Source organism: Buchananella sp. 14KM1171, from assembly GCF_041380365.1.
Classification (GTDB): Bacteria; Actinomycetota; Actinomycetes; order Actinomycetales; family Actinomycetaceae; genus Buchananella; species Buchananella felis.
The window spans coordinates 369,336-393,110 of sequence record NZ_CP159981.1 but is presented as its reverse complement, the minus strand read 5'-3'; the positions used below and the strand labels follow the sequence as shown (position 1 = coordinate 393,110).

Below are 23,775 nucleotides of genomic sequence, written 5' to 3'. Positions count from 1 at the left end.
GAGTTGAGGTGCCGAACGTCGAGTTGAGGCGCCGAACGTCGAGTTGAGGGGCGGAACGTCGGGCTGGGGGGCCGGTTGGGGCGGCTTAGACGCACGAAGCGGCGCGAGCCGAGGTGACACGGGCACTTTTCGTTGGAATTACACCGATGTGACTAAGTGTGAGGCGGGTAACGCCGTCTCGATTTGCTTCATTCGAGAGGCGCCCGCTAATATTTCTCTTGTTCCAAACGGGGCTATGGCGCAGTTGGTAGCGCGCCTCCATGGCATGGAGGAGGTCAGGGGTTCGAATCCCCTTAGCTCCACAGAATATGTTGATCGGGCGGAGAGCGTAAGCTCTCCGCCCGAGTCGTTTCCGTTCAAGACCGGCCAACCCGGGTGCAGCGGGATTAGCCAGTCGGCCGCCCAGTCCCTAGTCCCGGCCAAGAACCACCCCATGCCCCGATGCATTGGGGCTAGATAACCGGAAAGGGGAGCACTGTGGAGGTCGTGATCAGGCCGTGGCGCGGCGGTGACGCCGCCCGCCTGCTGGAGCTGTACCGCGCCACCCCTGACCTGGCGCGCCAGTTGCCCGCCCTGGAGGATCTAGCTCATGCAGAGGACTTCGTCGCCGACAGCGCCGTCGTGAGCCAGGCGCGTGCCGTGTGGTGCCTGGAGTACGGGGGAGCGGCCTGCGGGCTGGTGGGCGTCTCTTACGAAGGCGCCGGAGCCGGCGGCGGATTCGACCGGGGCTGGGTCTGGTACTGGAGCGCCGGCGAACTGCGCGGCAAGGGCCTGCTGAAGCTGGCCGTGCGGGCCGTGTGCGACTGGGCCCTGGGCCTGCCGGAGGCCGGGAACCGGGCGGCGCGCCAGCAGGGCGGCGGGGAGGCAGCGTCGTCCATCGACGCCGACCAACTGAGGGCCGCCAAGTCCCCTCACCTGCGCCGCCTGGAACTGGGCTACCGCGTCAACAATCCCGCCTCCGCAGCGGTGGCTGCGCACGCCGGTTTCGTGGTGGAGGGCGTGGAACGGGAGAAGTTCCTCATCGACGGCGTGGCCATCGACGCGGTGGTGGCCGGCAGGCTAGCAAGCGACGCCTAAAACGCGCCGGGCCGGCCAGAACCCGCCAGGCTCACCAAGTCCGCCCTCTAGTCCAGCAGGAGCGCGAGCAGGTCGGCGGGGGTGGGGGCGTGGTGGTCGGCGTCGTCCATTTCGCCCGGTTGGGCGTATCCCCAGCCGACGGCGATGCACTCGATGCCGACCTCGCGGGCGCCGTTTAGGTCGAAGATGCGGTCGCCTACTAGGACGGGGCGGGAGACGTCGGCGCCGGTGGCGGCCAGGCGGGCAAGAGCGTCGCGCACCACGGTGGCCTTGGTGGAATCCGGGCCGGGAGTGGCGCCGGCGATCACGGTGAAGCGGTCGGTCAGGCCCAGGTGCTCCATTTGGGCGCGTGCCATCGGCTCCTGCTTGGAGGTCGCGGTGGCCAGGGGCAGGCCGGCACTGGCTAGGCGGGCTAAAACGTCGTCCATCCCGGGGAAAAGCGGCGGCTCCAGGCAGCGCTCCACGTAGCGGCTGCGGTAGGCGGTGATGGCGGCGGGCACGTCGGCGGGCGCAACGCCCAGGTCCGGGAACGACTCCCACAGCGGCGGGCCAACCTGGCGCAGCAGCTCGGTGCGCGGCGGGACGGGCAGGCCGAGCGTCGGCAGGGTGGCCTCGAAGACGTCGATCACCACGGGGGCGGAGTCAACCAGGGTGCCGTCAACGTCGAAGAGAACGCAGGAAAATCGCATGGGGTCGAGCCTAGCCAACTCCCAGCACGGTGAGCCAAGCGTTGAGCCGGGACGGTAGGACGGCAGACCGGCAGACCGGCAGACCGGCAGGACGGCAGGCCGGCAGGACGGCAGACCGGCAGACCGGTAGACCGGTAGACCGGCGGGCCGGCAGTGAAACGTCCTTGGGGCGCGCACTCTCCGCTCCGGCGCAAGCGCGTGTGCCAGACTCTCTCTGGGCCCCGGCGTGAGTGAGGAAACATGGATGAGCTAGCGCAGAGCTTGGTCGAAGAGATTGTCGCGTTCGTTGCGGCCGCGCAGAAGGCGAGCTGGCCGCTGCCCCTGCTGCCGGCGGACGGGGAAGCGGCCCCCACCAAGAACACGGCCAGGAGCGCGCTGCTGGACCCGGCGGACTTTGGTTTCCAGGCCACCGCGCGGTTTGACGCCGCCGGTATTAGCGCATACTGCCTCGACCTGCGCGCGGCGGCGAATTACGACCAGGCCGAAGACGAGGAAGACCAGGAAAGCATCCTGCAGGACTTCAACGAAGCCTTTGAGCTGTTGTGTGACCACTTTGATGTGCCGTTCATGGCGGTTACCGGCGACGAGCGGACGGGATATCGCTGGTGGGTTCTGCCCGGCGGCCTGGGGCTTCACCTGGTCTTCACCGACGAAGTAGCAGTCGAGCTGTGGGTGACTGGTTGCGGGCCGGCTGGTGTGGGAGGTGCCGGCCTGGCTTCTGACGTCGAAAAGGTCGCCACGGCTCCCGCCGCAAGCACCGACCCGGGCGATGCGGCGAGCCCGGAGCAGGCCAGCGCGGGGGAGAGCAGCCTGGTGGAGTTGGCGGCCGAGCTCATGGGTGGCCAGTGGTCCAAGGACCGCGAGTCCCTGTTGAGTTTTGCGGCCAGCCAGGGGTGGGTACGGTTGTCGGGCTCGGATGAGTACTTCTTCCTCTCCGGCGGCGTGCCTGGCGCGGAGCGGGCGGAGAGCCACCCGGGCGGCGAGCCGCTTGGCGGTGTCATTTGTACCCCGCCGCAGGTGTTGGTGACCGGCAACGGCTTGCGCCCCACCAGGTTGACGCTGACTTTGCCGAACCAGTGGGTGGACGACGTTTCGCTTGCCGCCCTCTCCGCGCGCCTTGGCTCCGCCGAGGCCGGGCAAGGTGAGGGCGGGCAGGCCGGGCAAAGTGAGGCCGAACAGGACGGGCGGGCCGGGCCGGGGGAGAAGCACACGTGGCGAGTGGGGCCGCGAGTGCTGGAGCTGTCCTGCGACGGCGCACAGGCGCGGCTAGTGGTGCGGGAGGAACCCGCAGGCTGGGAGGACCTGCTGGATAGGGGGCAGGTCCTGTCCTACGCGCTTGACGTGGTGGAGGAGCTGACTGCAGGTAGCGAGCCGTTGGATGCGGCAGACGTGGAGCGGCTTGCCGCAAAACACGGCTGGACCAAGACCGAGTGCGACGAGGACGGCAAGGAAGTCTTCCTCAGCCCGCGCGCACCGTGGGGCCTGCCCGGGGTGGTGGTGGACTACCACAACGCGGCGGTGAGGCAGATCCTGTTCCACTGCATGCCCGGTTCGCGAGCCTTGGCCGGGGAAAGAGGACGGTGGGGGCTGGAAGACGACCTACTGGAGCAGCTGGAGAGCCGGTGCGGGGAGTACGAGCTAGTGGAGTCGTCCTGGTTTGGATACGAGCGTCCGTGGCGCCACCTAGACGAACAAGACGACGTGGACAGCTACGTGTTCTGGGCGGCCAACCGGCGCTCGCGGATCACGGTCAAGCACCACAGCCATCAGCTTCCCATCGTGGTGGACTACCCACTGGTTTACCAGCCGCCCCAGCAGGTTGCCCTCGAGTTTCAGGCGCATCCGTTGGGAGTTAAGGAAACCCGCGGTAAGCACGTGTGGTTGCTCGCGCTCCTTATCCCGCTGTTGGCGCTCCTGGTCTGGCGCCTTTGGTAGGCGCAAGGAGGTGCGGCGCAGACAGGGGGCGGTTTGGGCTCGAAGCAGGGCGGGAGGAACGTCGTACCGCCGAACGCCCCCGTTAACGGGCCTCGCTTCGCGCCGAGCGGGCAGGATGTCCCAGCCTAGTTCGGCGGCCGGTAAAGGCAATTGGTTGACCGGCGAGGCGGGGCAGGCAACGCTTGTGACAGACTTGCGGCGAAAGTGCCGAGCACAGTGAGGTTGAGGTATGGATCCATTAGCCGAATCCCTGGCGTGGAGAACCGTGGACTTTGTGGAGGCCGCTGAGCGCGTCAGCTGGCCGCTACCGCTGAGCGGCCCGTCCCACACGCTCACGCGCCGCACCGCCACGAGCCCGGCGCTGAACCCCGCCGACTTCGGGTTGATAAGCCAAGCTCAATTCGACGCCACGGGGCTGATCGCATACGGGATCGACCTGCGCGCCAGCATGGAGGCATTCCCGGAGGCCGCATACGCCGACGAGGATCAGATCCTCACCAGCCTGGAGATCGCCTACGACTTGTTCTCCTCTGAGTTCGGCACGCCGCGAATCTGTCCCGGCCTGGAGGAGGGGACGGGGTACTACTGGTGGCAGCGGCCCAGTGGTCTTCGCCTGCACCTGTGCTCCACTGCCGAGGCCACCTCGGAACTCTGGGTGGCAAGACCGGCAGAGATAGGGACGCTCCAATCAATCTCCGTGAGCACGGTGTGGGGCCACATCGAGGCGCTGGTCGCCACCGACGCGGCAGAGAGCCAATACAACTTGGCCCGCTTGGCGCGTGAGCGCGGGTGGACCGTGCTTTCCGACTCCTATAAGTTCTTCTACCTAAACCGTGGGACTGGTGGCCCAGCGCAGCTGACGGAGAGCCACCCGCTCGGTATCCCGGACTATGCAACTATCTGTGGTCCGCCCGAGGTAGCGGTAGTCGCGGGCCTGCCCGGCACTAACCGTGTCACCACAACCTTCCCTGCGGTGGCGGAGCCGGAGGAGTTAATCGCTCAAGTGCGCTCCCGGTATGGGGCAGGCCGGAGCGAGGAAACGGGCGGCGAAACCAAGTACACCTGGGACCTAGACCAAGGCAAGACACTCATCGTGAGGCTCCGGGAGCCCGAGGTCACGGTCGGCGTGTTTGTCAGCAGGCCCAGCGTGACGCGGGCAGAAGTGATGCAGGAAGACGCGTCTGTGGCATTGGCGTTCATAGAGCAGATCAGGGAGAAGTCCACTGCAATCACGGCCGCTGACATAGACGAGTTTGCGCGGGTCCACGGCTGGGTGAAGGTGGAGCGGGCGTGGGCAACGGAAGATGTCTTCTTCACCCGCCAAGGCTGTGAGGGCAGGCCGGGCGTGGTGGTCACCTACCGCGACGGGGTGGTGGTGGAGAGGGTTTATTTCCAGACGCTGCCGCGCGGAATTCCCGCCTCCCACGTGGACGACGTTCACACCGCCCTGCCGGAGCTGCTTGGCCAGCTGGACGCGAGGTTTGAATCGGTCGGAAAACAAACGTCGCCCGCCGAGCTGTTGGCGGAGGGATACCGAGGTAAGGCCGCTGCGCGTGAGGCAGGCGACTATCGCTTCTTGGCCCAGAACGGATCGGCGTGGGAGAGTGAGCCGGTCAACGCCCAGGGCAAGACGCCCCTCGGTTTCAAAGCCTTGGTGTTCGTTCTGGGGGTGCTGACGGTGACCCTGATAGCGGCGTTGCTCACCTGAGCAGCGTCGAGCGGCGCGTGGTCTTCTTGCGGTCTTGCATCATCCTCCGCCAAGCCCAGCCGTAGAAGTGGGAGAAGTGCTGGCCGTCCTCGGCCCACGGGTCGCTGGCGGGGACGATCGGGCGGCGGCTGACCTGGGAGGCGATGGTGAAGTAGACGGACCACGCCAGGAGCAGGATCCCAAGCGAGAGGAAGAACCACTCCTACGCGGTGGAAATAGCGGGCCCGCTTGCGTCTGCTTCCGCGATGGTGACACCGCCTTCTACTGGTGGGACCTGCTGCGGCTGGCCACCCCTGGTTAAGCGTCTCCATCCCTAGATGTAGATAACCGATCACGCCATAAATCTTGATGGGCTGAATAAACGTGCAGGTCGCGTGCCCGACACCATGCAGAGTCTCAGACACCTCAGGGATATCGGAGGTCGAATTGACGACAGTGGGCATCACGGGCCCACCGGCGTTGAACGTCAAAGAGGCGAGCTGGCCGTCCCTGCCAGAGTGTGGGTACCTTTCCGTACGCTTGGAGGATGAGTTTGGCTATCGTCTCGCTCGTAATCGCGAGCATTTCGCTACTGGTCGCAGTACTGTCGCTCGGGTGGCAGATCGGGCAATGGCTTCTGTCTGGTGGACGCCCAAAGGCAACGCTGCTACATGCGTGCGAGGTCGTGGAGGAGTTTTTACCGGTCCAGTTGAAAAGGCGGGGAGGTCTCGCAACGTAGAGGACCTGCGCAAGCAGGGGTTCTACGGCCCCGAGGTCGTCGGTGTACAGGTCACCAACCACGGCCGAGCATCAGTGACGGTTGATTCGGTTGCTCTTTGCTCAAGAGGGGGTGGTATTTCCTACGTACCTAATGGAGACCTGAATGGCCCGCAGCTTCCATATCGTCTTGATGCCGGAACAAACGAAACTTGGTTTGTGGACGCGGAACTCGGGCGCAGTCTGGTCGCCGTTTCGCGTAACTCTCTTCAGAAGCCAACCCAGGGTGTCTACATGGCTGTGACACTTGGCACTGGGAAGACCATCGAGACACCTACGACGCTTCGAATATAGCTTCAGAAGCCGCAGCACGGGATCCCGAATCCTAGCTGTGCTGAAGCGGTGAAAACTGCAGCGTGATAGTTGCCGACGGCGCGTGTGCCGTTGCGGGCCTAGATCTCAGATTGGTCGGTTGGGGCGACTGCTGTGGTCAACGCCCTCAACCGCAAGTCCATCGTGACCATCCTGGATGAAGAGGACGCCCTGCCGATCTCCGTGACCTATGCGCTGTCGGAACTGTCTGAGTACTGGGGCGCTGCCCAGGAGAACTGGTATCTGGAGCTCGCCGAGAGGGACACGGCGCAGGGCGGCACGTGGTTTAGGGAGTTCCAGCGCCAGCTCAAGCCGCTGCCGGGGCCGACGAGCCTGACCTACGGGGGCAAGCACTTCCTAGCGCTCGCGGGCGTGCTGCTGCTGGCGGTCATCGTCAGGATCTTCTGGTAGAGCGGAAAGGGGACGCCCTGCAAAGCCAATGGGCCGTGGCCGTGCAGGTGCGAAAGTGGCCGGGCGGCAGGGCAGCAGGGCGAGCGATTTCTTCCAGCCCGCCACGCTGGTTGTAGAGGCGGCGAACGGTGGCTGGCCGGCCGCGCGAGTGCAATACCTGTTGCGGGGGCGAGCGTGCGCGGTGGCACCGTGGCCTGAGGTGAGGGCCTATGGGGTGTGGCCGCAGGTGCTATTCACTGTGGCGGACGGCGAGCGCGCCGAGATCTGGGTGGACCGCCCCCTGCCCAGCCAGGACGACGAGCTGCTGCTGCGCGGCCGGTACGTGGCCGGACGGGGTGAGATCGAGAGCCCGGGGGAGCGGGCTGGGGAGAGCGCAGGGGAGGGCACCGGGGCGGGCGGTGGGCCGGGTACTGGCGTGCGCGGGCGCGTTGAGGTGATGATCGCGCGCCCTCTTTGAGCGCTTGCCCAGTTGCACGGCGTTCCCGCCTACCTACCCGAAGGCGCGGTGGAGTTCGTGGCTTCCCCAGGCGGGGGCCGAGGCGAGGACGGAATCGAGAACTACCCGGCGTTTGGGGCGTGGCACGTGCGTGCGGGCGACGAGGTGTGGCGCGCGGTGGAAGTGGAGCCGGTGCTGGACGCCGAGCGCGATAATGTGCGCGCGCGGCGCTACCAGGTGTGGTGCGACGGGGATCTGGACGTCAGGTGGCGGGTGGTGCGCGGCACAGCGGGCGTCCGCGTTTGGGCGGGGCGGGCCTGCGCTGAGGTGGATGAGCCGCTGAGCGGGGAGCAGGTGGCCGAGCTGCCCGGGCCCGTGCGGGCGCTGATCGAGGCGTTGCCGGGGCTCGGTGGAGGATAGGGAAGCGGCGGCACGCGAAGCAAGGCCGGGGCGGTGCGCGGGAAGTAGGAGTTCTCGGGTAAGCCGGGCTTTGCGTAGCCCCATCCCGCGCCAACGCCGCAACGCCGTTGGCGCGGGATGATTCGATGAATAAGAGGCGGGCGTCCAGGCTGCCGGGCGGCTCGTGTCGCGCTAGCGGTTCGTAGGAGGGGGGCCGTTACCTTGTTTGTGCCTCGGTTGTTCCGGGCTCGGCCAGCTGTCGTGGGCATGATGGATTGCCCCTGTCTAACCAATGATCCGGGGGGTGTTGTCACCCACGACAGTTGGGCGCTGGTGACCGCTGATTAGGGGAACGACCCGCTTGTAGCGAGGTCTTTCGTAACGTGGGTGCGGGACTAGCGACTGAACCGTCCTGGGTTTGGTTCCTAGGCGGTGTTCATTTGGTGGGTGTGGTGTTGGTAGTAGCGGTCTTGGGTTTCTTGGGGTGTGGCATAGCCCAGGTGGCTGTGCAGGCGGGTGTTGTTCCACCAGTTCACCCAGCATAGGGCCTGCTAATTCGACTTCGGTCAGTCCGGCCCAGTGCTGGGAAGTTAGGTCAACTCGCTCGCGCATGAGCCGTTTAGGGTTTGGCCAGTGCGTTGTCGCAAGTATTCTCCTTCGGTGCCGTTAGGGGCATCAATTCCTGCTTCGACCAGGCGCCCATGGATTGGCCGATACAGACGTATCTGGTTGCCGTGATCGCTGTGGTGGACCAATCCCTCGACACTGCCCTTGGCAGTAGCGATAGCTTGTTCCAGGGCTTGCAGGGGTAGAGCCTGGGCGTTGAGTGTGTTACTCACTGCCCAGCCAGCGATCTTGCGGCTGAACCCAACCTGTTACGAAGGCGGTGTAAACGAACCCGCTGCGCGTACGTGAGTAATGTTGGCAACCCACAACTGGTTAGGGGCACTGCGTGCGAAGCCGGGGGTTCATCCAGATCTGGGCGTGTATCGGTCCCAGGAGCGCTCCTGGTTGGTACTGCCTTGCGTCCACGTACAACGCCCTTGAGCCCGGCATCTCTCTCGACAGCCAGGCTCGGTATTGTTCGCGCCCCACGTCCTAGCCTTCGTGTTTGAGGGCATGCCACATCTAGCCACCCGTACACGTAAGTGTTCTCTTGGTGGATGCGCTCGATGACGGGGATCAAAGCGGCATCTGGCAAGCAGCGCCGCCAGGGCGTAGGGTTCTTGGCCTTGCGATACCCTCGCTCCGGTGATGAAGGCGCCTTGGCGGTGTTCGGTGAGAGCCTTGCAGATGCGTTCAACCCCCGCTCCTGGCCCGGCCCGCGTCGATGAAAGCAATCATTTCGGGTACAGAGAGACAGAGCTCTATTGGTGAAAGCCTGTGGCTGCCTTCCGGATCTCGCCGGCCTGGCGGAGCTGAGCGTTTTCTCGCCGCAGGCGGGCCACCTCGCACTCCTTGATGGGGCTTGTTCAAGATCCTGTCTCAGGCTGGGATCGCGATACTAGCGGCGCATCGTCTCATACCCCACCCCGAGATTGATGCCCTTCCACTCGTAGAACACTGGTGAGGGAGACTGTCTGCTCCGATGCCAGAGGGTCGCTGACAAGACGAACAGCACGCGACTTGAACTCTGGGGCCAAACGCTTCGGCATAGGTCAATCCTTTCAGGCTGACCACCGAAACCAAACCCAGGACGGTTCAGGTTCATAAATACGTGCAGCGCATGTCTCCCACGCCGGAAAGAAAAGACCCAAACGAGCCATGTTCCTGTCAGCCTTCGCTTCCCTGCGCTCTGATACGGTCTCTCAGGCCTACTACCAGCGTAAACGGGACCAAGGAAAACGCCACAACCAAGCACTCACCGCCCTGGCCCACCGCCGCATCCTCCCCCTGCACGCCATGATCCGCACCGGCACCCTCCACGACCCACAACCAGCCGCAAAACCACCCCTGGCTGCTTTACACACCACATGGGGACACCCCCTCACAGAAGAATCGCGCGCGACCTCCGACTCTGGACCGGCCGCACCTTGCCAGGTGCTGCCACAACTGCAGATAATAGATGCCGTCAACGGCATCTAGGCACGCTGCCATCCGTACGATACAAGACCATAATGACAACCACCACGCTGGAGGTATGAAACCCAGAACGCGCCCAAACCATCAACAGCCCCACCTGTGCGCCTCACACACATACTTCCAGCCTGTAATACTTAGGGCACTAGCCTTCTCTTTGCCCAGCATTCAGCTCCCTTAACAGCCCTCGCAAATGTAACAGGAAAACTCATGTGCACCACCAGTGAGACTCAGCATCCACAAGAGATTGAAGTGGCCGTGTTCTTAAGCTACGCCCGAGAGGACGAAAATCACAATAACTTCATTAGGCATTTCAAAGAAAGTCTTACCTATTTCGCAAAAGCAAAATATGGCATAAGGATTAAAGCGTTCCTCGATCAAGAGAGCATTGAGTGGGGTGAAATATGGAAAAGTCGACTTGAGGCGGAGGTGGTGGCCGCTAGCGTATTCATCCCATTCCTGAGTGCAAATTACTTAAATAGCGAAAATTGCAGAAAAGAGTACAACCTATACCTGAGTGCCACAACAGAAAGTGACGTACCCGAACTAATTCTACCAATCGTCCTATTCAACTCCCCCAAGCTGTTCAGGCCAGACTCAGATGACGACATTGCGCGCCAGTCAGCCGATCGCCAGTGGATAATAATCGAAGACGCAATCCTGGCTGGAGCAGGGACGGCCGAGTGGCGAAAAACGATGAGCATGATTGCCGAGCGGTTTTACAAATCCTACAATGCAGCCGTCACCAAGCTCTCATTAGCGGTCACAAACTCTCCAGGCCCGAAAGGTGGAGCGCCAATTGTCGAATCCGAGTCCCCCTCTCCCGCTTCAACCACGTACACCAGCTCAAGCGACGCCCCAGGATTATTCGACGAACTCGCAACTTTGGAAGAGCAGTTAAAAGAACTAACATCGATTATCGCTGAGGGGCCAGACGCGATTAAGAAGTTGGGCGACGCCGCCAGCATTGAGCCCGATCCCCAAGTTTTGTCGTCGGCTGCACTTAAGACTTGGTCATTTGGAGTTGCCGAGCACCTCAAAGGGCCTGCCAATAAAATAGGGGATATAGGCGAGAAAATGTTCGCTACGACAATGCGAGTTCACGCCTCGATGCGAAATGTCAGAGAAATTGCAATCGAGTACCTGCCTGGCGATGAACGGCCGGCTAAGTCCTACAACGAAAGCATCCAACCTCTAGCAGACCTTGGAAACGTAGCAGAGCAAATGAACTCCCTTTTGGAGTCCATGAGGCCTGCGGAGCGCTCCTCGGCCGCCATTCGGCGCGCATTGTCTCCAGCACGTAGCGGAGTTGCAAAAATTCGGGATTCGATCAATTTGATTGAAAGCCTGCCTCCCATCGAGCTGTGAGATGTCTGTGGGGCATACTAAAAATTTTGCACATTGCATCAGCGCTAATGGATAGATGAATATTTCCAGTCGGCGGTGTAAGTGTTTTGGGTGGTGTCGCAGGACGGTCGGCTCAGGCAGCAAAGGGGTGGGCGGGACAACAAAAGATAGCGCTGGGTGAGGAACGCGTCCTGATGTTAATAACCGGGGCAACAAAGCCGCCCAGCGTCAATTATTTGCCTCGTTTTGTTGGTGTGGGTGTCCCGCGTCAAGTAGTTGGCAGGATTGCTTCTTGTTCAAAGGTGGGGATGGTCGCGCTGGCTCGGCCGAGGTGGGCATCCAGGGGGCGGTTGAAAGCGATTGCTTCGTGGGGGCGTTGGGTGTTGTACTCGACTCGGTAGTCTTCGGCTCGTTCAACCACAGGCTTGTGCGTGGCAGATGCGCGTCTAGGAAGAACCCGTCGCTTCTTTAACGTGCTCAAGGTCACGTTCGCGTGATCCGTTCTGGCTGGGGGACTTCACTCGCGCATGGCCGTGGCGTAGTTCGGGGTGTTGCATGATGAATACCTCGAAGTTCAGCGGCCTGAACGGGCCGCCGTTGTCGGTCACAATCCTCCTCGCTGGGCCCAGCTCGCCGGTGTCGGGGTCTACTGCCTCGAGAAGACGGTAGCCGAACACCGTGCTGTGGTCAGCCAGGGCGAGCTCGATCGCGTTTAAAAGCCTGGTATTGGTTCGCAATCGGCGAGACGTGCAAAGGGGGGGGTGTTCGTACCTTGGGAGAACCAGTGGCGGCATCCGGCAATGCGCCAAGTCCCGCCCCGGGGGTGGTCTGAAAACTCGCTGAAGTCCAGCTGCCCCACCTGGTTCGGGCCGGTCGGGTTCCTGACGAAGGCGGAGTTAGGCTTTTTTGCCAGCTCCCGGCGCTGTTTTTGCTACCGCCAGGCCCAGATCAACCCGTCATCACGCACGATACGCAGCACGGTTGCTTGGGAAACGTTGTGCCCGTCATGACGGGTCAGGGCCCAGATCTTGCGGTGCACCTCACGCTGGCATGGGGCAGCGCGTGTTTGGTCACCAACTCCCGCGCAGCCGTACGTGCGGGCCAAGGCCATGGCCCCCTGGGTCTTTTCTCTTGGCGGGCCTTGGCCTGCCAGCCTCCCAGTTAAGAAAAGGGCATGCCGATCAGTTTGACGAACCCCCACGGTCGGCGGGTGTCTGCTTCGATGCGGATTACCTCGAGGTCCTCGAAGAGGGCCCAGCCTGCCCTGCGCAGACTTCTTCCACACCCGGATCTCTACCGCAGCCTCGCCAAGCGCCTGGGTTAGCTCCAAGCCTTCGGGTTTCCAACTGTTGCTCGCGTGTCGACGGCTTGGGCCTGCCCGCTGCAAGGCCAGCCTTGCCCGCCTCAAGAAAGTCAGCATTCCACCGACCAAGCCACTGCTCGCTGACCCTCTCACGCCTTGCTGCCTCGGCAATAGTCATCTCTCCGGCCAGGACACTCAACACAATCCTGGCCTTCTTCTCCACCGAAATCCCTGGAGGTCTTCCCATGACGGGCTCTCCTTCAAGACCTACACAACGGCCCTGCGACTAAGTCTGACGCGGGACAGGGACACCACTACACCCTCAAGTGGGAAGAGCTTGTTAACCTTGCGCCATGTGGCTCGCGACTGGTTGGGATTACGCTGATAGATGGACCGTGATGGGGCGACTGCGTCAGCGACAGTCCCAATTTATTCGTGAACGAGATGGCGTGCGGCAGAAGTTCGAGCAGAGTAATTCGTCAATGTCATTGATAAGTGCGGCTAATTCACGACAATACTTGAGAGATGCAATTTCGGCTAGATGGTGCGGTAGCTATACAGTGCTAGCACTGCTATTCGCTTTCCCGGATGACCCCTGCATGAGAACCATGGCCGCTAGGCGGCGATACTTCGACCTTCGCACGGGGAACACGTGGGATCTCTTTTTCCCCGGATACTATGCCTCAGAGCGTGGCGCATTTCCGTACACGCCACAGGTACAGGTTGGTGCAGAGAATGGGCGCTCATGGTACTTCGACGAATTTGGTTTCAATGAAATTCGGGAACATGTAGAACGTGGGACAAACTGGGAGTGGCAATATCGGGGAGAAGGTTGTGAGCTGGTTCTTCTCAACGTGTATTTGCAAGAGCAGGGGGATCCAATTGTGGACTGGGAATCCGTCCAGTCTGGCGTTCTTGATGGTGGTGGCAGGAACTCTTTGCCGGCAGTAATTGAACGGATTTCACGCGACCTTGAGCAGGATCTGGAAGATGCCTCGTATGGTGTAGGTGAACTGGTGAGACCGGGAAGTGAATCGGAGCAAACGACTATCGGGACGCAAATCATGATCGGTGCCCTCGGTGATATGCTGGCCTCCTCCATAAAGTGGGGGTTAGGGTGGTAAACTCCAAGTGGTCCTCATGAGTAATCTCTCTCAATCCTACTGCCTAGCGTTAATGCTTTGTTTGCTTCAGTGGTAGACGCGATTGCGTTATTCGATCGTGGCTTTGACTCGCTGCGCCTGCACATGCCATCGATTTAGTTCAGAGTAGAGGTGGGTGTGGAATGATTCGGCGAAGGAGGGTGGTTTGTCGGCATAGATTTATTGCCGTGCCCTGTGAAAGGGGAGCGGGGAACGGCTTGGGGCTCCTGTCGTGCCCTGGTTCGATATATGAAATGATGCAGTTTCTTCATCGGTCGACCAATGGATTGGCCGGCTGCCTTCAGTAGGTGTTCAACAATCGGAGTCATGATTATTCCAGCTATCATGAAGAGTACCGTGGCGATCGCTGTAGCATCATTTCGTTTCAATGTCATCCAGCCTCCGTCGGGAGTTCTAGTCTCGGCCTTACTGCTGCCTTCTGATCCGGCAAAGCTAAATCCGTTGCTATGCGATACAACTCGATGGTCGCTAGGCGTTTTCAACGTGGTGCATATGTGGTGAGGGCGGAAAATCATGTCAGTTTCTAAAGTGACGTTTTTCATCACGCTGACGGGTGCATTCGGATACTCGTAGTTTGAGTATCGTAGATTGAAGTGTTTTATGAATGGGGTCCCGGCTGTAAACGGATTCATTCTCATTGCTAGGGTGACGGTTGTGTACTCCTCCAGTTGCTCGACAAAGCCAAGGTTCCCGGTGCATGGAATAGTTTTGTAGACCTTCTCAAGTGTTCCTTTTATCATGATGCATGGTTTGCCGGCCTGTCTTGTGCAGTTGGTTACTTGCCCGACATCAGATGTAGCGTTCTCTATATCTTCCTCCTCGAAAAGGGTCCCATGGTCTTGTATCACCAAGAGCGCAAACGTATGACCCAGTAAAGAAGTTGGTATTGCGAACCTAATCTCACTTAATTCTGGGGTTTTGGCAAACGTGGCCCCAGTGTGAAACGGGAAGAGTTTGTCTGGAAGTTCTGCGCTGCTGTCGATTCCGTAGTAGATGGAGAGGCTGGAGTATTCGCTGTTTTGTTGGGTGTTGTCGGTTAGGGCGATGAAACCAAGGGTTGAGAATGTTAGCGAGAGTATTATTTGCAAGGTTAGGGTGGCGAATTTGGCGGCCGTGGTTCGTGGTCTTGTAGAAGTATTAGCGACCTGGCTTGCGTTTTGGCGCGGCAGTTGATGTAATAGATGTTGATTAATCCTAGCTTTTCTAACCAGTTTAGAGTTGCCTATTTGTGCTTTGTGTGCCCTGGGGCGACCTCTGTTTGGGTTCATTGCTTTGGTATAGATGATTAGATGTTTGCGGTTTTTTATATAGGAGATGAGTGATCATCAGGCCGAGTTCTCGCAGTGGGTTTTCGAAGGCAGTCGCGTTGTTGCAGAGAGAGTTTTGGCAAGCATTGGCCGTAGGGCCCTAGAACTCCCGCTCGGCCGTTGTAGTCACCACCAGCTCGTCGCGGGCGCGTGACGCAGCGACGTACAGGAGGGACCGCTCCCGCAGCAGTATTTCGTCCCGTTCGCCCTCGGGCATGGAGGCCAGTGCCCACTTGGACGGCAGCTCGTCCGCGCCGGCCCCGGCCACGATCACGTACCGGAACTCCAGTCCCTTGGCCTGGTGCATGGTCATGACCACCACGCTGTCTGCGTCCACCGCCTCGCCCGACCTTGGGAACACAGACGCGATGCCCGCACTCGGCAACGCCCGGTTGATCGCATCTGCCTTCGCGCTGGAGCGGGTTAGCACGGCGATGGAGTTGCGCTGCAGTTCCGTCCCGTCGCGGTCAATCCAGCCACGCACCACGTCCACGATCGCATCGACCTCACCCTGCCCCCGCGCCGCCTGAATGACGCGCGGCGCCGGGCCCGACCGCACCGACTTGTATTCGCTGACGTCCTCGGGCTGGTCCTCCAGGTCCAGGTAGCTGCCTCCTTCGAGCACGTTGATACACCAGGCCAGGTTCTCAGCTGTTGTGCGGTAGTTGAGCCGCAAGCGGCGTGAGCGTCCCCTGATGTTGATCCCGTACTTAGCGAGTGACACGCGCGTGCGGTAGATCCGCTGGTGCGCGTCCTCCGCAATGAATAGGTCGTCGGAGCCCTCCGGCGCGGCCGCCCGCAGCAGCTGCCAGTGGAGTGCGTGGAAGTCCTGCGCCTCGTCGACCAATATGTGGTCGGCCAGGCACTGGGGGCCGACGTTCCTCCCGCCGCCGCCAACACCGCCGCCGGCCTCACCGGCGGCAAGGCCGTCAACCGTGCCGCCGCCAACACCGCCGCCGGCCTCACTAACACCAGCCTCCCCAGCGCCTCGAGTCGCCATCACCTGCGCGGCCAGCGCCACGACCTCGGGATACGTGAGCACGCCCTGGACATCGAGGTTGGAGCGGAACTCGTCGAATATCTCCCACAGCACCTTGCGCAGGGGCCGGGAGAGGGGGGTGCCGCGCCCGGGGCGGGGCACGCGCAGGTAGCTCTCGAGGCTGGTGATTCGCGCGGGCAGGATCACGTTGTCGTATTCGCTGGCTAGGAACGCGCCGGTGAGGAGGCGCTGGTCGGGCACGGTGTGGTCGGCCCCGATGCGTTCGAACAGGTTGGCGGCGTCGTTGTCCCCTAGGCGCTTGCCGAAGGTGAGGGGGCGGGCGCGGCCAAGCACGCAGTGGGCGGCCGCGGCGAGTTCTTCCTTGGAAGCGTGGTTGATGATGTGTGCCGCGATTTGGTCGATGCCTTTGACACACACACCGGGTTGCCCCAGGTCGACGAATTCGATCTCTGGCGCGAGCAGTTCGAGGCCCGTGCGTAGTGAGTCGGCCAGGGTGCGGGTGTAGGTGGTGAGCAGGATGCGCGCGCCGGGGTGCTTGCGGTGTAGGGCGCGTGCTCGGTGCAGCAGCACCACCGTCTTGCCTGTTCCTGCGCCGCCGGAGAGCCGGTAGGGACCCTTCCAGCTTCCTTCTGCGTAGCGGCGCTGTTCTGGGTGGAGGAAGACGCGCCACTTGTTGATGTCTGAGGATTCCAGGGCCTCGCGCAGGCTGTCGGGGTTGTTGCCGACCCACGTGAACCCGCCGGAGTTGCCGGCGAATTCGGCGGCGAGTGCCTGCTCTTCACGCTCGTAGCTGGTTTCGCTGATGCCGAGTTCTTCCTTGATTGCGGCCCAGCTTTCGCCGCACGCCAACCCTAGGAGCACTAGTGCTTGTGTTTCCGGCGCGTCTTCTAGCACGCGCGCTAGCTCGGCTTGCGTTTGCGCGGCTAGCGCCTGCCCGGCCAGCGGGCCGGAGATGCCGATGCTTTCGAGCGTTGCCTGGTCCCAGTTTTGGGCGAGCAGGTTTTCCTTTTGGACGACGTTCCGCCCGCCTTCCTCATCTCGCGCCGCCGTCGCGGATTGGCTGGAGGGAACGTCGGGCATATCGGTACCGCTGGCAGCATCCATTTTGCCGCTTTCGGCTGCGTCACCGGGCCCTGGGTCTGGGTGCTGCAGTAGTTCGCGCACGCCGAGCGCCAGGTTGAAGCGCAGCTCGGTGCGGCGAGCGTAGGCGATGGCGTCGTCGTGGGGGAAGGTGCCCACGTAGTAGTAGACGGGCTCGCCCTCGCAGTCGATACGGAATAGCACGGCGCGCAAGAAGTCGTCCACGCGTCCGGTGCGCACGCGCGGGTCCACAGCGTTCTTGATGGGCTCGATGTGCAGGCCGGGCGTGGTGTCGCTGTCCTGCAGCTTCTGCAGGAACGTGTAAGCCTTGGCCTTGATAGAGCCGTCGATCTTGTTCTTCTGGCTGGCTAGAACAACGTTGGGCATCAGTTGCCTCCGCTCAGTTGGACCAATTTTGCGGTGATCTGGTCAATTTGGGTCAGGGTGTGGGCGGTAAGCCCGCTGGCGGTGAGCGTGGGCAGGTCGTCCTCGCTGTAGGCGATGGCGTAACCGTATTCGGGCCAGCGCAGCAGCACGGGCGTTCCCCCGATTTCCTCACCAAAGCTCGGCAGTTCCAGCTTCGCCACGCTTGGCACGGCCACGATCTGGAGCAGGGCAGAGCGTTCCTGGTCGTCAACGGCGTCGTCCAGGATTTCTTGCCAGGCGGGCGGAACGTCGGCGGGCAAAGCCGATGCGCCTAGAGAATCCAGGTCGTCAAGGACGTCGGGGGAGGAGGCCGTCAGCACGCGGTTGACGCGCGGCGAGGCAAAGGCGGTCAGGTTGGCCCAGTAGAGCCAGGCGCGCCAAGAGTCCTGGTAGTCAGCTGCGGCGGGCGCGGAGTCGTCCAGGTATACCAGGGAGCGGATTGTGCGCGTGGCGGCCTCCCTGCTGGGGATTCCGCCCGCGATCAGGCGCATGGTGCCTTCCCGGCGTTCCCACCATTTGCCTTGCTCGCCCTCGGATAGGCCGCTCTTGATGAAGTTGAAGGTGGGCTCGGCCACGCCAAGCTCGTTGTGTGCGGTCTGCTGGTCCAGCGGGTACTGGCTAACCAAGGCCAGGCTCGGGGCAATGGTGGAAAAGGCCGTCCACTTTTCCACGTCGGGATCCACGATCCACTCCCACAGCAGCGCCATCGAGCCACGCGACAACGCGGCAGTGATGGGAGCAGGCAGCACGTACTGGGCACTGAAGAAGTCCAGCACCTGCGGGTTGATCTCGCTTGCCCCCGCGCTTGGCAGCGGCTTGTCACGAAGCTGGGCCTCGAACAGGTCCAGGTCCTGATCGGTCAGGGCCCACGGGATCGAGGGGGAGGCGTCAACGCGCAGGTGGTGGCGCTTGATGGCGTCGTCGCCAGCGCGGTTGTGTGCGCTGGACGCGTGAAAGGCGGCCCCGTCGGTGTAGATCGCCAGGCGGGGAATGCGCGGGTTGGTGCAGGCCAACACGAAGTCGGGCTTAGTGCCGCCCAGCAAAACCTGCGGGGACAGGCTCCATTTCAAGTCTGAGCCGGGCAGAGAGAAAATCAGCTTGGGGCCCTCCAAGCCCGGTACCTCCGTCATCTGCGCCCCGGCCTTTTCCAGCATCTGCTTTAGCAGCGCCCGCATGCGCAGCTCCAGCGCGGATTCGGTGGCGGTGCTCTCTGGGCGGCTGGTAGAGATGCTCCACCGCGCAAAGTCAGGGCGCGGGGAGGCCGGGCCGATGCCCAACAGGATCCCCAGCAGGCGCTGGGCGTCCACCCGAGACACATTGGCCACCTGCCCGTGGTCGGCAAAGGGCAGCAGGCAGCGGTGGCAGGCGCGCCGGGCTTCCTCTGCGCAGCTGCAGGTGGTGACAACCTCCCAGGCGGCGGCCAGAGCGTCGTGCACCAGGCGCGGCTCCTTGAAGGCCGCCAGGTAGCCGGTGCCGCCGGGCACCTGGTCATGAATCAGGATCGAGTTGGGGCCGTTCTCCTTGGTATTTGGCAGGGAGATGATGGAGAGCGTGCCGATCGTGCCACCGATTTGCTTCTGCATGCCCAACAGGATCGCGGCCTTCAACGTGGGGATCGCAAATTCCTCACTCACCGCTGCGGCACTGGGCAGGTGCAGCACAACGCCCTGGGTGCGCAGGTGGCGGGAGATCGCGATGGTGGCGTTGTGCTCCTCGATGTCCAAGCGGTGCTTGCACCAGTAGCGGTGTTCCTCCTTGGAGTTCTCCTTCACGCTGCCATCGAGCTTCCCGCAGTAGGAGCACACCCTGAACAGGGGAGTGCGTACCACGTGCCCGCCCAGGGTGCGCTCGGCCGCGCCGCTGGAGGTTGCCCCCAGGTTCAGCCAGGTGATGTCGGCGCGGCTGAGGTATTCGATACCAAAGCCGGTGGAGGACTCAAACCACTGCGCCTGGCTGTAGCGCCGGTCCAGGTCCGGCAGCGGGATGACGGAGAAGTAGGAGCGGCGGCGCTCGTCGCTCTTGTCGGTGATGGCGCTCTCGTCCTGGAACACGCGCGCGGAGACCGTCTGCAGGCGCACCACGTCCATGTTCTGCCCGGAGTCGGCAATCGCGCCGTCCCCACAGCGGGCGCAGGTGGAGACGCGCCCGGATGCGCTAGCCGGGCCGCTGCTCACCTCCGCGTGCCAGCCGCAGCACGGGCAGATTTGCCAACGCTCCACGCGGGAGGCGTTTTCTCCCAGGTCAATGGCGTCGATCTTGATTTCCAGGCCGTCGGCGTAGAAGGCCGCCCCGGGGGCTAGCTCCATCAGCGCGCTGCTGGCCCCGCGCGTGAACGGCTTGGTGTCCGCCTCGAACTCGGTGGTCTCCGGGTTGCGCCTGGTGACCTCTACGTTCAGGGTGACGGTGTCGTCCAGCAGCGTGTAGTTGGGGAACAGGCCAGCCGATTCCAGCATGGAGATCCAGTGGCTGGACCAGTCCTCACCCAACTTGGCGCGCATCCGCGCGGTCTGTGCCACGGCGGAGCGCAGCTCTCGTTCGGCCTCGCGTAGGTCTGCGGGCAGGTCGCTCAGCCTCTCCAGCGTGTCGGTGGGCTTGAAGCCGTGCACGGAGCGGATCTTGTCTCGCTCTGCCTCGAGCTGCTTGATGCCCTTTTGCATGGCGGCCAGCTTGAACCGAAGCTGCGCGCGGTCCTGGTTCCAGGTGTGAACCATCTTTTCTATGTCCGTGCGCAGGGAGTGGCGAGCCCAAAGCGCCAACGCCTCGATACTGCTTTCCCCTAGATACGGGGCCAGGCGGGAGGTGAAGTCGGCGATCAGCGCGTCGCCGTTTTGTTCCACCAGCTCGATCAGCTTGCCCAGGTAGGTGTCAGGTTCGGTGGACTTGAGCACGTTGTGCTGACGGGTTTGCTCCGGGACCTGCCCCAGGCGGGCCAGGCGGTCGCCGGCAAATGCAGCGAACTGACGCTGCAGGATCTCGGTGGCCTCCAGGTAGGTGCTGGGCGGCTCCACCTCGCCGTTGATGATGGAGAGCGGGTCGTAGATCTTGGGCAGGTGCTCGCCCCGCCCCTGCACTAGCGCCAGGATGAGCGAGTTTCCTGTCCGACGTCCCGCGCGGCCCACCCGCTGCACGTAGCTGGCAACACTGGTGGGCATGGAGGCGAGCACCACGTACGACAGGTCACCGATGTCGATGCCCATCTCCAGGGTGGGGGTGGCCACGAGCACGTTGGGCGCGCCGGGGGCGGGCGGGTTTTGCTTGAAACCGGTCTCGTACTCCAGGCGCGTCTTGGTGGGCAGCAGCGATGAGTGCTCACGGGAGACCACGCGCTTGGGGTAGGGGGAGCGGTAGAAGTTGCGGTAGTAGTTGTGGGCGTCCCCGCGTGTGGGCTGCAGGTGGCCATCGCAGCCGGAGGACATGCAGGGCGCGCTCTTTAGCTGTGCAGCCACCGCGCCCGGTAGCACGTTGTTGGCCTTACAGATGTCGCATTCCAGGTTGAGCGCGCCGCCCTCTAGTTCTTCATCGGTGGTGGAGCTGAGCAGCACGCGGTCCTGGTTGATGGAGTAGACGGTGCCGCCCTGCTTGGTGGAGTGCTCTCTGAGCACTCCTTCCTCCTCGAGCGCCATGCACAGGAACCTCAGCAGTTGCGGGGCGTGGTCGCTGGAGACCTCCAGGCATCGCTTGGTCCACTGCACGTACCAGCTGGTGCGGGTATCTGCCTTGTCGAAGCGAGTGTCCGTGTTTTGCTTGCCGAAGGCCACGAAGCGGGGCACCGAACGGGAGTACCCCATCCCGGGCATGCCCTCGCTGCGCTTGCGCCCGCCGTTGACGTACCAGCCGTCACCACCGGAGCGAATGTAGCCCTCCAGCCACTGGTGGTAGATGCCGCCCCGGCGGCGCAGGCGCTGCAGGATGCCGCGCACCCACGCCACCAACGCTGCCGGGCGAGGGCCGGTTCCCTCGATCTGGTCAAAACGCTTGTCGTATGCGCTCTTGGCAATGCGCGCCAGGGCTTCGCTGCTGCCCGCGTCCACCTCCACCGTGATGGTGCCGGTAGCCTCCAGGGTGCGGCCAAAGGCGCTGTCGATGCCGAACTCGCGGATCGCGTCAAAGGCTAGGCGGTGCTTGATCTTCTTGGCGGCGGTGGCAAAAGTCCGGTTGTTTCCGGGCCCCTGCCAAAACTCCACGAATCCCTGCCGGTAGGCCAGGTCTGGCGGGAGCACCGCAAAACGCTGGTTGGCATCTCCCGCCCGCGCGGTTGCGAACACCGCATCGATCAACTGGTCCAGCGTGATCGTTTCCCCGTCCTCGTTGAACGCGGCGCGCAGCGAGGTGCGCAGGTTGAAGGAGTGGGAGCGGGACTGAATGAAGCCGGCGCGGTGGGCGGCGTCCTGCACGGAGTCGGTGAAGACCAGGGCCTTCTTGTCTGCCACGTCGATGGCGTGGTGACCAAACACGTTGGAGATCGCAACGCTGGTGAGGGTGGCGATGGCCGAGCCCATGAAGCGAATGGTGTCCTGCCCCTCGCAGGCCGGGCAGTTGGAGGCGGCGGCTTCCTCGCCAGCGTCGGTGCCCACGTGCACCAGCACTGGCACGGCCGGGAACTGCTCGTCCTCGCCGCTGGGAACGGAGAGCAGGCGGCGCGAGCGGGCGTCGAAGTAACGCAGGTTGACGCGGTGGGAGGCGCTGTTGGCCTCGCCGGTGGCCAGGATCAGGAAGCGAATGGAACTATCGCGCTTGTATGAGGCGGTGCGGATGGCACCCGCCGCAAATTCCAGGTCTATCCCGGTGGCGCTGAGCTGAGCGGCCCACCCGCTGCGCCCGCATTGGCGGCAGTAGATGGCGGGCAGGTAGGTCGCGTCGTCGTCCTCGTCGGTGGGAACGTCGTCGCTCCACCTGAATTCGGTGGCCTGGTTGACCTTGGCGTCGATGCGGGAGGGTTCACGGATCCACAGGTGGGTATCCACGCCTAGCCCAGACAGGCCGGCCACGGCGCGCACGTGCGCCAGCAGGGAGAGCAAGTGGGTTAGGACGGTGGTGGCGGCGGGCGAGGGCCGCGACTCGCGCGCCAGCAGCGCGGCGGCCAGTGTTGTCAGGGCGATGGCGCTTTGGCTCTGCTCGGCTAGCTGGACGATGAGCGGGTGGGCGCGCAGGGCGTCAAGCAGATCGGCCTCGCCCCAGCCCACCATCGCCTCGCCGTTTTCAAAGAGCAGCGGCAGGAGCACGGCAAGGCGCTGGGCGTGGTCCAAGTGGCGGCCTAGGAGCTTGGCGGTGGCGGGAACGTCGGCCCTAATGTGCTCGATTTCCCGGGCGTTGGGGCGGGCCGGCAGCGCCCACTGGGCCGGGGTGAGGCGCGATTCGGTAATCACGGACTTCTCGGTGAAGGGAACGCCAAAGACGCGGCTGGCGAAGTCGAGCATGCGGCTGGAGGCGCTTTGCCCGCTGCCCATGGTGGCCGACGTTGCCACCGGCGTCATTCCTCCCAGCGGCGCCTCTCTGTCTGCCTCGGTGAAGGGCTGGGGCAGGCCGGAAAGGTCGGCGGGCCAGTGGGAGGTGAGGGTGGCAGCCAGGCGGCGCAGCAGCATGGCGACGTCGGTGCCCTGCGCGCCGTCGTAGGAGTGGAACTCATCCAGCACCAGGTAGGTCAGGGAGGTGGCCGACTTCTGCCACAGGCCGGCGTCCTCGCTGCGCAGGAGCAGCATGTCCAGCATCTTGTAGTTGGTTAGCAAGATATCCGGCGGGTTTTGCCGCATCTCATAGCGGTCGGTGGTGAAGTACTTGGAGGCGAACTTGGTGCCTTCGCCGTGTTCGCCGGTGTAGAGGCCCACCCGCACTCCGGTCAGTTCCGGGTAGGTGACCAGCAGGCCGTCCAGGCGGGCCGACTGGTCGTTAGCCAGCGCGTTCATGGGGTAGAGGATCAGGGCCTTGATGCCCGTGATCCCGGCCTTCTTGGCCCGCAGCACGTGGTCCAGGATCGGGTGCAAGAAGGCCTCAGTCTTGCCCGAGCCCGTGCCCGTGGTGACCAGCGTGGGTTGAGGGCGCGCAAAACGCTCCGTGCCGTTGGGCTTGGTGGACAGGCGGTGGTAGGCCGCCAGCTGGTGACCGTAGGGGGTGTGCGGGGAGGGGTAGAAGTCCAGCGGCAGGTTTTCCCGGCTGCCGGGCGCAAAGGGCAGGCGGGTGCGCACGTACGGCCCCTTGAACATGCCCGTCTCCTCGTGGTCCAAGAACCGTTCGAGGGCGTTGCGGGTGGCGGCGTCCGTGAGGGCAAAGGTGGTCGCCAGGTAGTCCCCGATTCCCGCCTGGATATCGGCAGCAATCGTGGGAGGCAGCAGCACCTGGCTTTCCACTTA

The 23,775-nt window shown here is 63.1% G+C and carries 14 protein-coding genes, 1 tRNA gene and 1 pseudogene; 10 read left to right on the top strand and 6 right to left on the bottom strand.

The window, feature by feature from the left end:
* Nucleotides 1–229: 229 nt before the first annotated feature.
* Both ABYF38_RS01565 and ABYF38_RS01560 read left to right on the top strand, forming a co-directional pair.
* Nucleotides 230–302 (top strand) — tRNA-Ala (locus ABYF38_RS01565).
* A 175-nt stretch (nt 303–477) separates the two neighbouring features.
* Nucleotides 478–1,077, top strand: coding sequence for a GNAT family N-acetyltransferase (locus ABYF38_RS01560; RefSeq protein ID WP_371152375.1), 600 nt, complete (start codon nt 478–480; stop codon nt 1,075–1,077).
* Between the two features lie 47 nt (nt 1,078–1,124).
* Here ABYF38_RS01560 and ABYF38_RS01555 read toward each other — a convergent pair whose 3' ends face one another.
* Nucleotides 1,125–1,766: an HAD hydrolase-like protein gene (locus ABYF38_RS01555; RefSeq protein WP_371152374.1), complete on the bottom strand. Its 642-nt coding sequence runs from the start codon at nt 1,764–1,766 to the stop codon at nt 1,125–1,127.
* Between the two features lie 240 nt (nt 1,767–2,006).
* Here ABYF38_RS01555 and ABYF38_RS01550 point away from each other — a divergent pair, with 240 nt between their 5' ends.
* From ABYF38_RS01550 to ABYF38_RS01520, 7 genes and pseudogenes are all read left to right on the top strand, one after another.
* Complete coding sequence (locus ABYF38_RS01550; protein WP_371152373.1) at nt 2,007–3,701, top strand: hypothetical protein; 1,695 nt, start codon at nt 2,007–2,009, stop codon at nt 3,699–3,701.
* A gap of 229 nt (nt 3,702–3,930) precedes the next feature.
* On the top strand, nt 3,931–5,409 hold the full coding sequence (locus tag ABYF38_RS01545) for a hypothetical protein (RefSeq protein ID WP_371152372.1): 1,479 nt from the start codon (nt 3,931–3,933) through the stop codon (nt 5,407–5,409).
* A gap of 1,182 nt (nt 5,410–6,591) precedes the next feature.
* Complete coding sequence (locus tag ABYF38_RS01540) at nt 6,592–6,888, top strand: hypothetical protein (protein WP_371152371.1); 297 nt, start codon at nt 6,592–6,594, stop codon at nt 6,886–6,888.
* A gap of 226 nt (nt 6,889–7,114) precedes the next feature.
* Complete coding sequence (locus ABYF38_RS01535; RefSeq protein WP_371152370.1) at nt 7,115–7,345, top strand: hypothetical protein; 231 nt, start codon at nt 7,115–7,117, stop codon at nt 7,343–7,345.
* A 48-nt stretch (nt 7,346–7,393) separates the two neighbouring features.
* Entirely contained in the window at nt 7,394–7,744 is a 351-nt protein-coding gene (locus ABYF38_RS01530; protein WP_371152369.1) for a hypothetical protein, read from the top strand.
* A 1,692-nt stretch (nt 7,745–9,436) separates the two neighbouring features.
* A pseudogene (locus ABYF38_RS01525) lies at nt 9,437–9,658 on the top strand (IS110 family transposase); the annotation flags it as partial.
* Nucleotides 9,659–10,012: 354 nt separating this feature from the next.
* Nucleotides 10,013–11,170 (top strand): toll/interleukin-1 receptor domain-containing protein, encoded by a 1,158-nt coding sequence (locus ABYF38_RS01520; RefSeq protein ID WP_371152368.1) that lies wholly within the window; start codon nt 10,013–10,015, stop codon nt 11,168–11,170.
* Nucleotides 11,171–11,595: 425 nt separating this feature from the next.
* On the opposite strand, the gene ABYF38_RS01515 is transcribed toward ABYF38_RS01520, so the two are convergent.
* Both ABYF38_RS01515 and ABYF38_RS01510 read right to left on the bottom strand, forming a co-directional pair.
* A complete protein-coding gene (locus ABYF38_RS01515) occupies nt 11,596–11,886 on the bottom strand; it encodes a hypothetical protein (protein ID WP_371152367.1) in 291 nt (96 codons plus the stop codon).
* Nucleotides 11,887–12,378: 492 nt separating this feature from the next.
* On the bottom strand, nt 12,379–12,630 hold the full coding sequence (locus tag ABYF38_RS01510) for a helix-turn-helix domain-containing protein (RefSeq protein WP_371152973.1): 252 nt from the start codon (nt 12,628–12,630) through the stop codon (nt 12,379–12,381).
* Between the two features lie 421 nt (nt 12,631–13,051).
* On the opposite strand from ABYF38_RS01510, the gene ABYF38_RS01505 reads away from it, so the two are divergent.
* Entirely contained in the window at nt 13,052–13,576 is a 525-nt protein-coding gene (locus ABYF38_RS01505; RefSeq protein WP_371152366.1) for a hypothetical protein, read from the top strand.
* A gap of 134 nt (nt 13,577–13,710) precedes the next feature.
* On the opposite strand, the gene ABYF38_RS01500 is transcribed toward ABYF38_RS01505, so the two are convergent.
* The 3 genes from ABYF38_RS01500 to ABYF38_RS01490 form a co-directional block, all read right to left on the bottom strand.
* A complete protein-coding gene (locus ABYF38_RS01500; protein WP_371152365.1) occupies nt 13,711–14,703 on the bottom strand; it encodes a hypothetical protein in 993 nt (330 codons plus the stop codon).
* A 319-nt stretch (nt 14,704–15,022) separates the two neighbouring features.
* Complete coding sequence (locus tag ABYF38_RS01495; protein ID WP_371152364.1) at nt 15,023–17,389, bottom strand: 3'-5' exonuclease; 2,367 nt, start codon at nt 17,387–17,389, stop codon at nt 15,023–15,025.
* Complete coding sequence (locus ABYF38_RS01490) at nt 17,389–23,772, bottom strand: DEAD/DEAH box helicase (RefSeq protein ID WP_371152363.1); 6,384 nt, start codon at nt 23,770–23,772, stop codon at nt 17,389–17,391. Before ABYF38_RS01490 ends, ABYF38_RS01495 begins: the two co-directional genes overlap by 1 nt.
* Nucleotides 23,773–23,775: the final 3 nt, after the last annotated feature.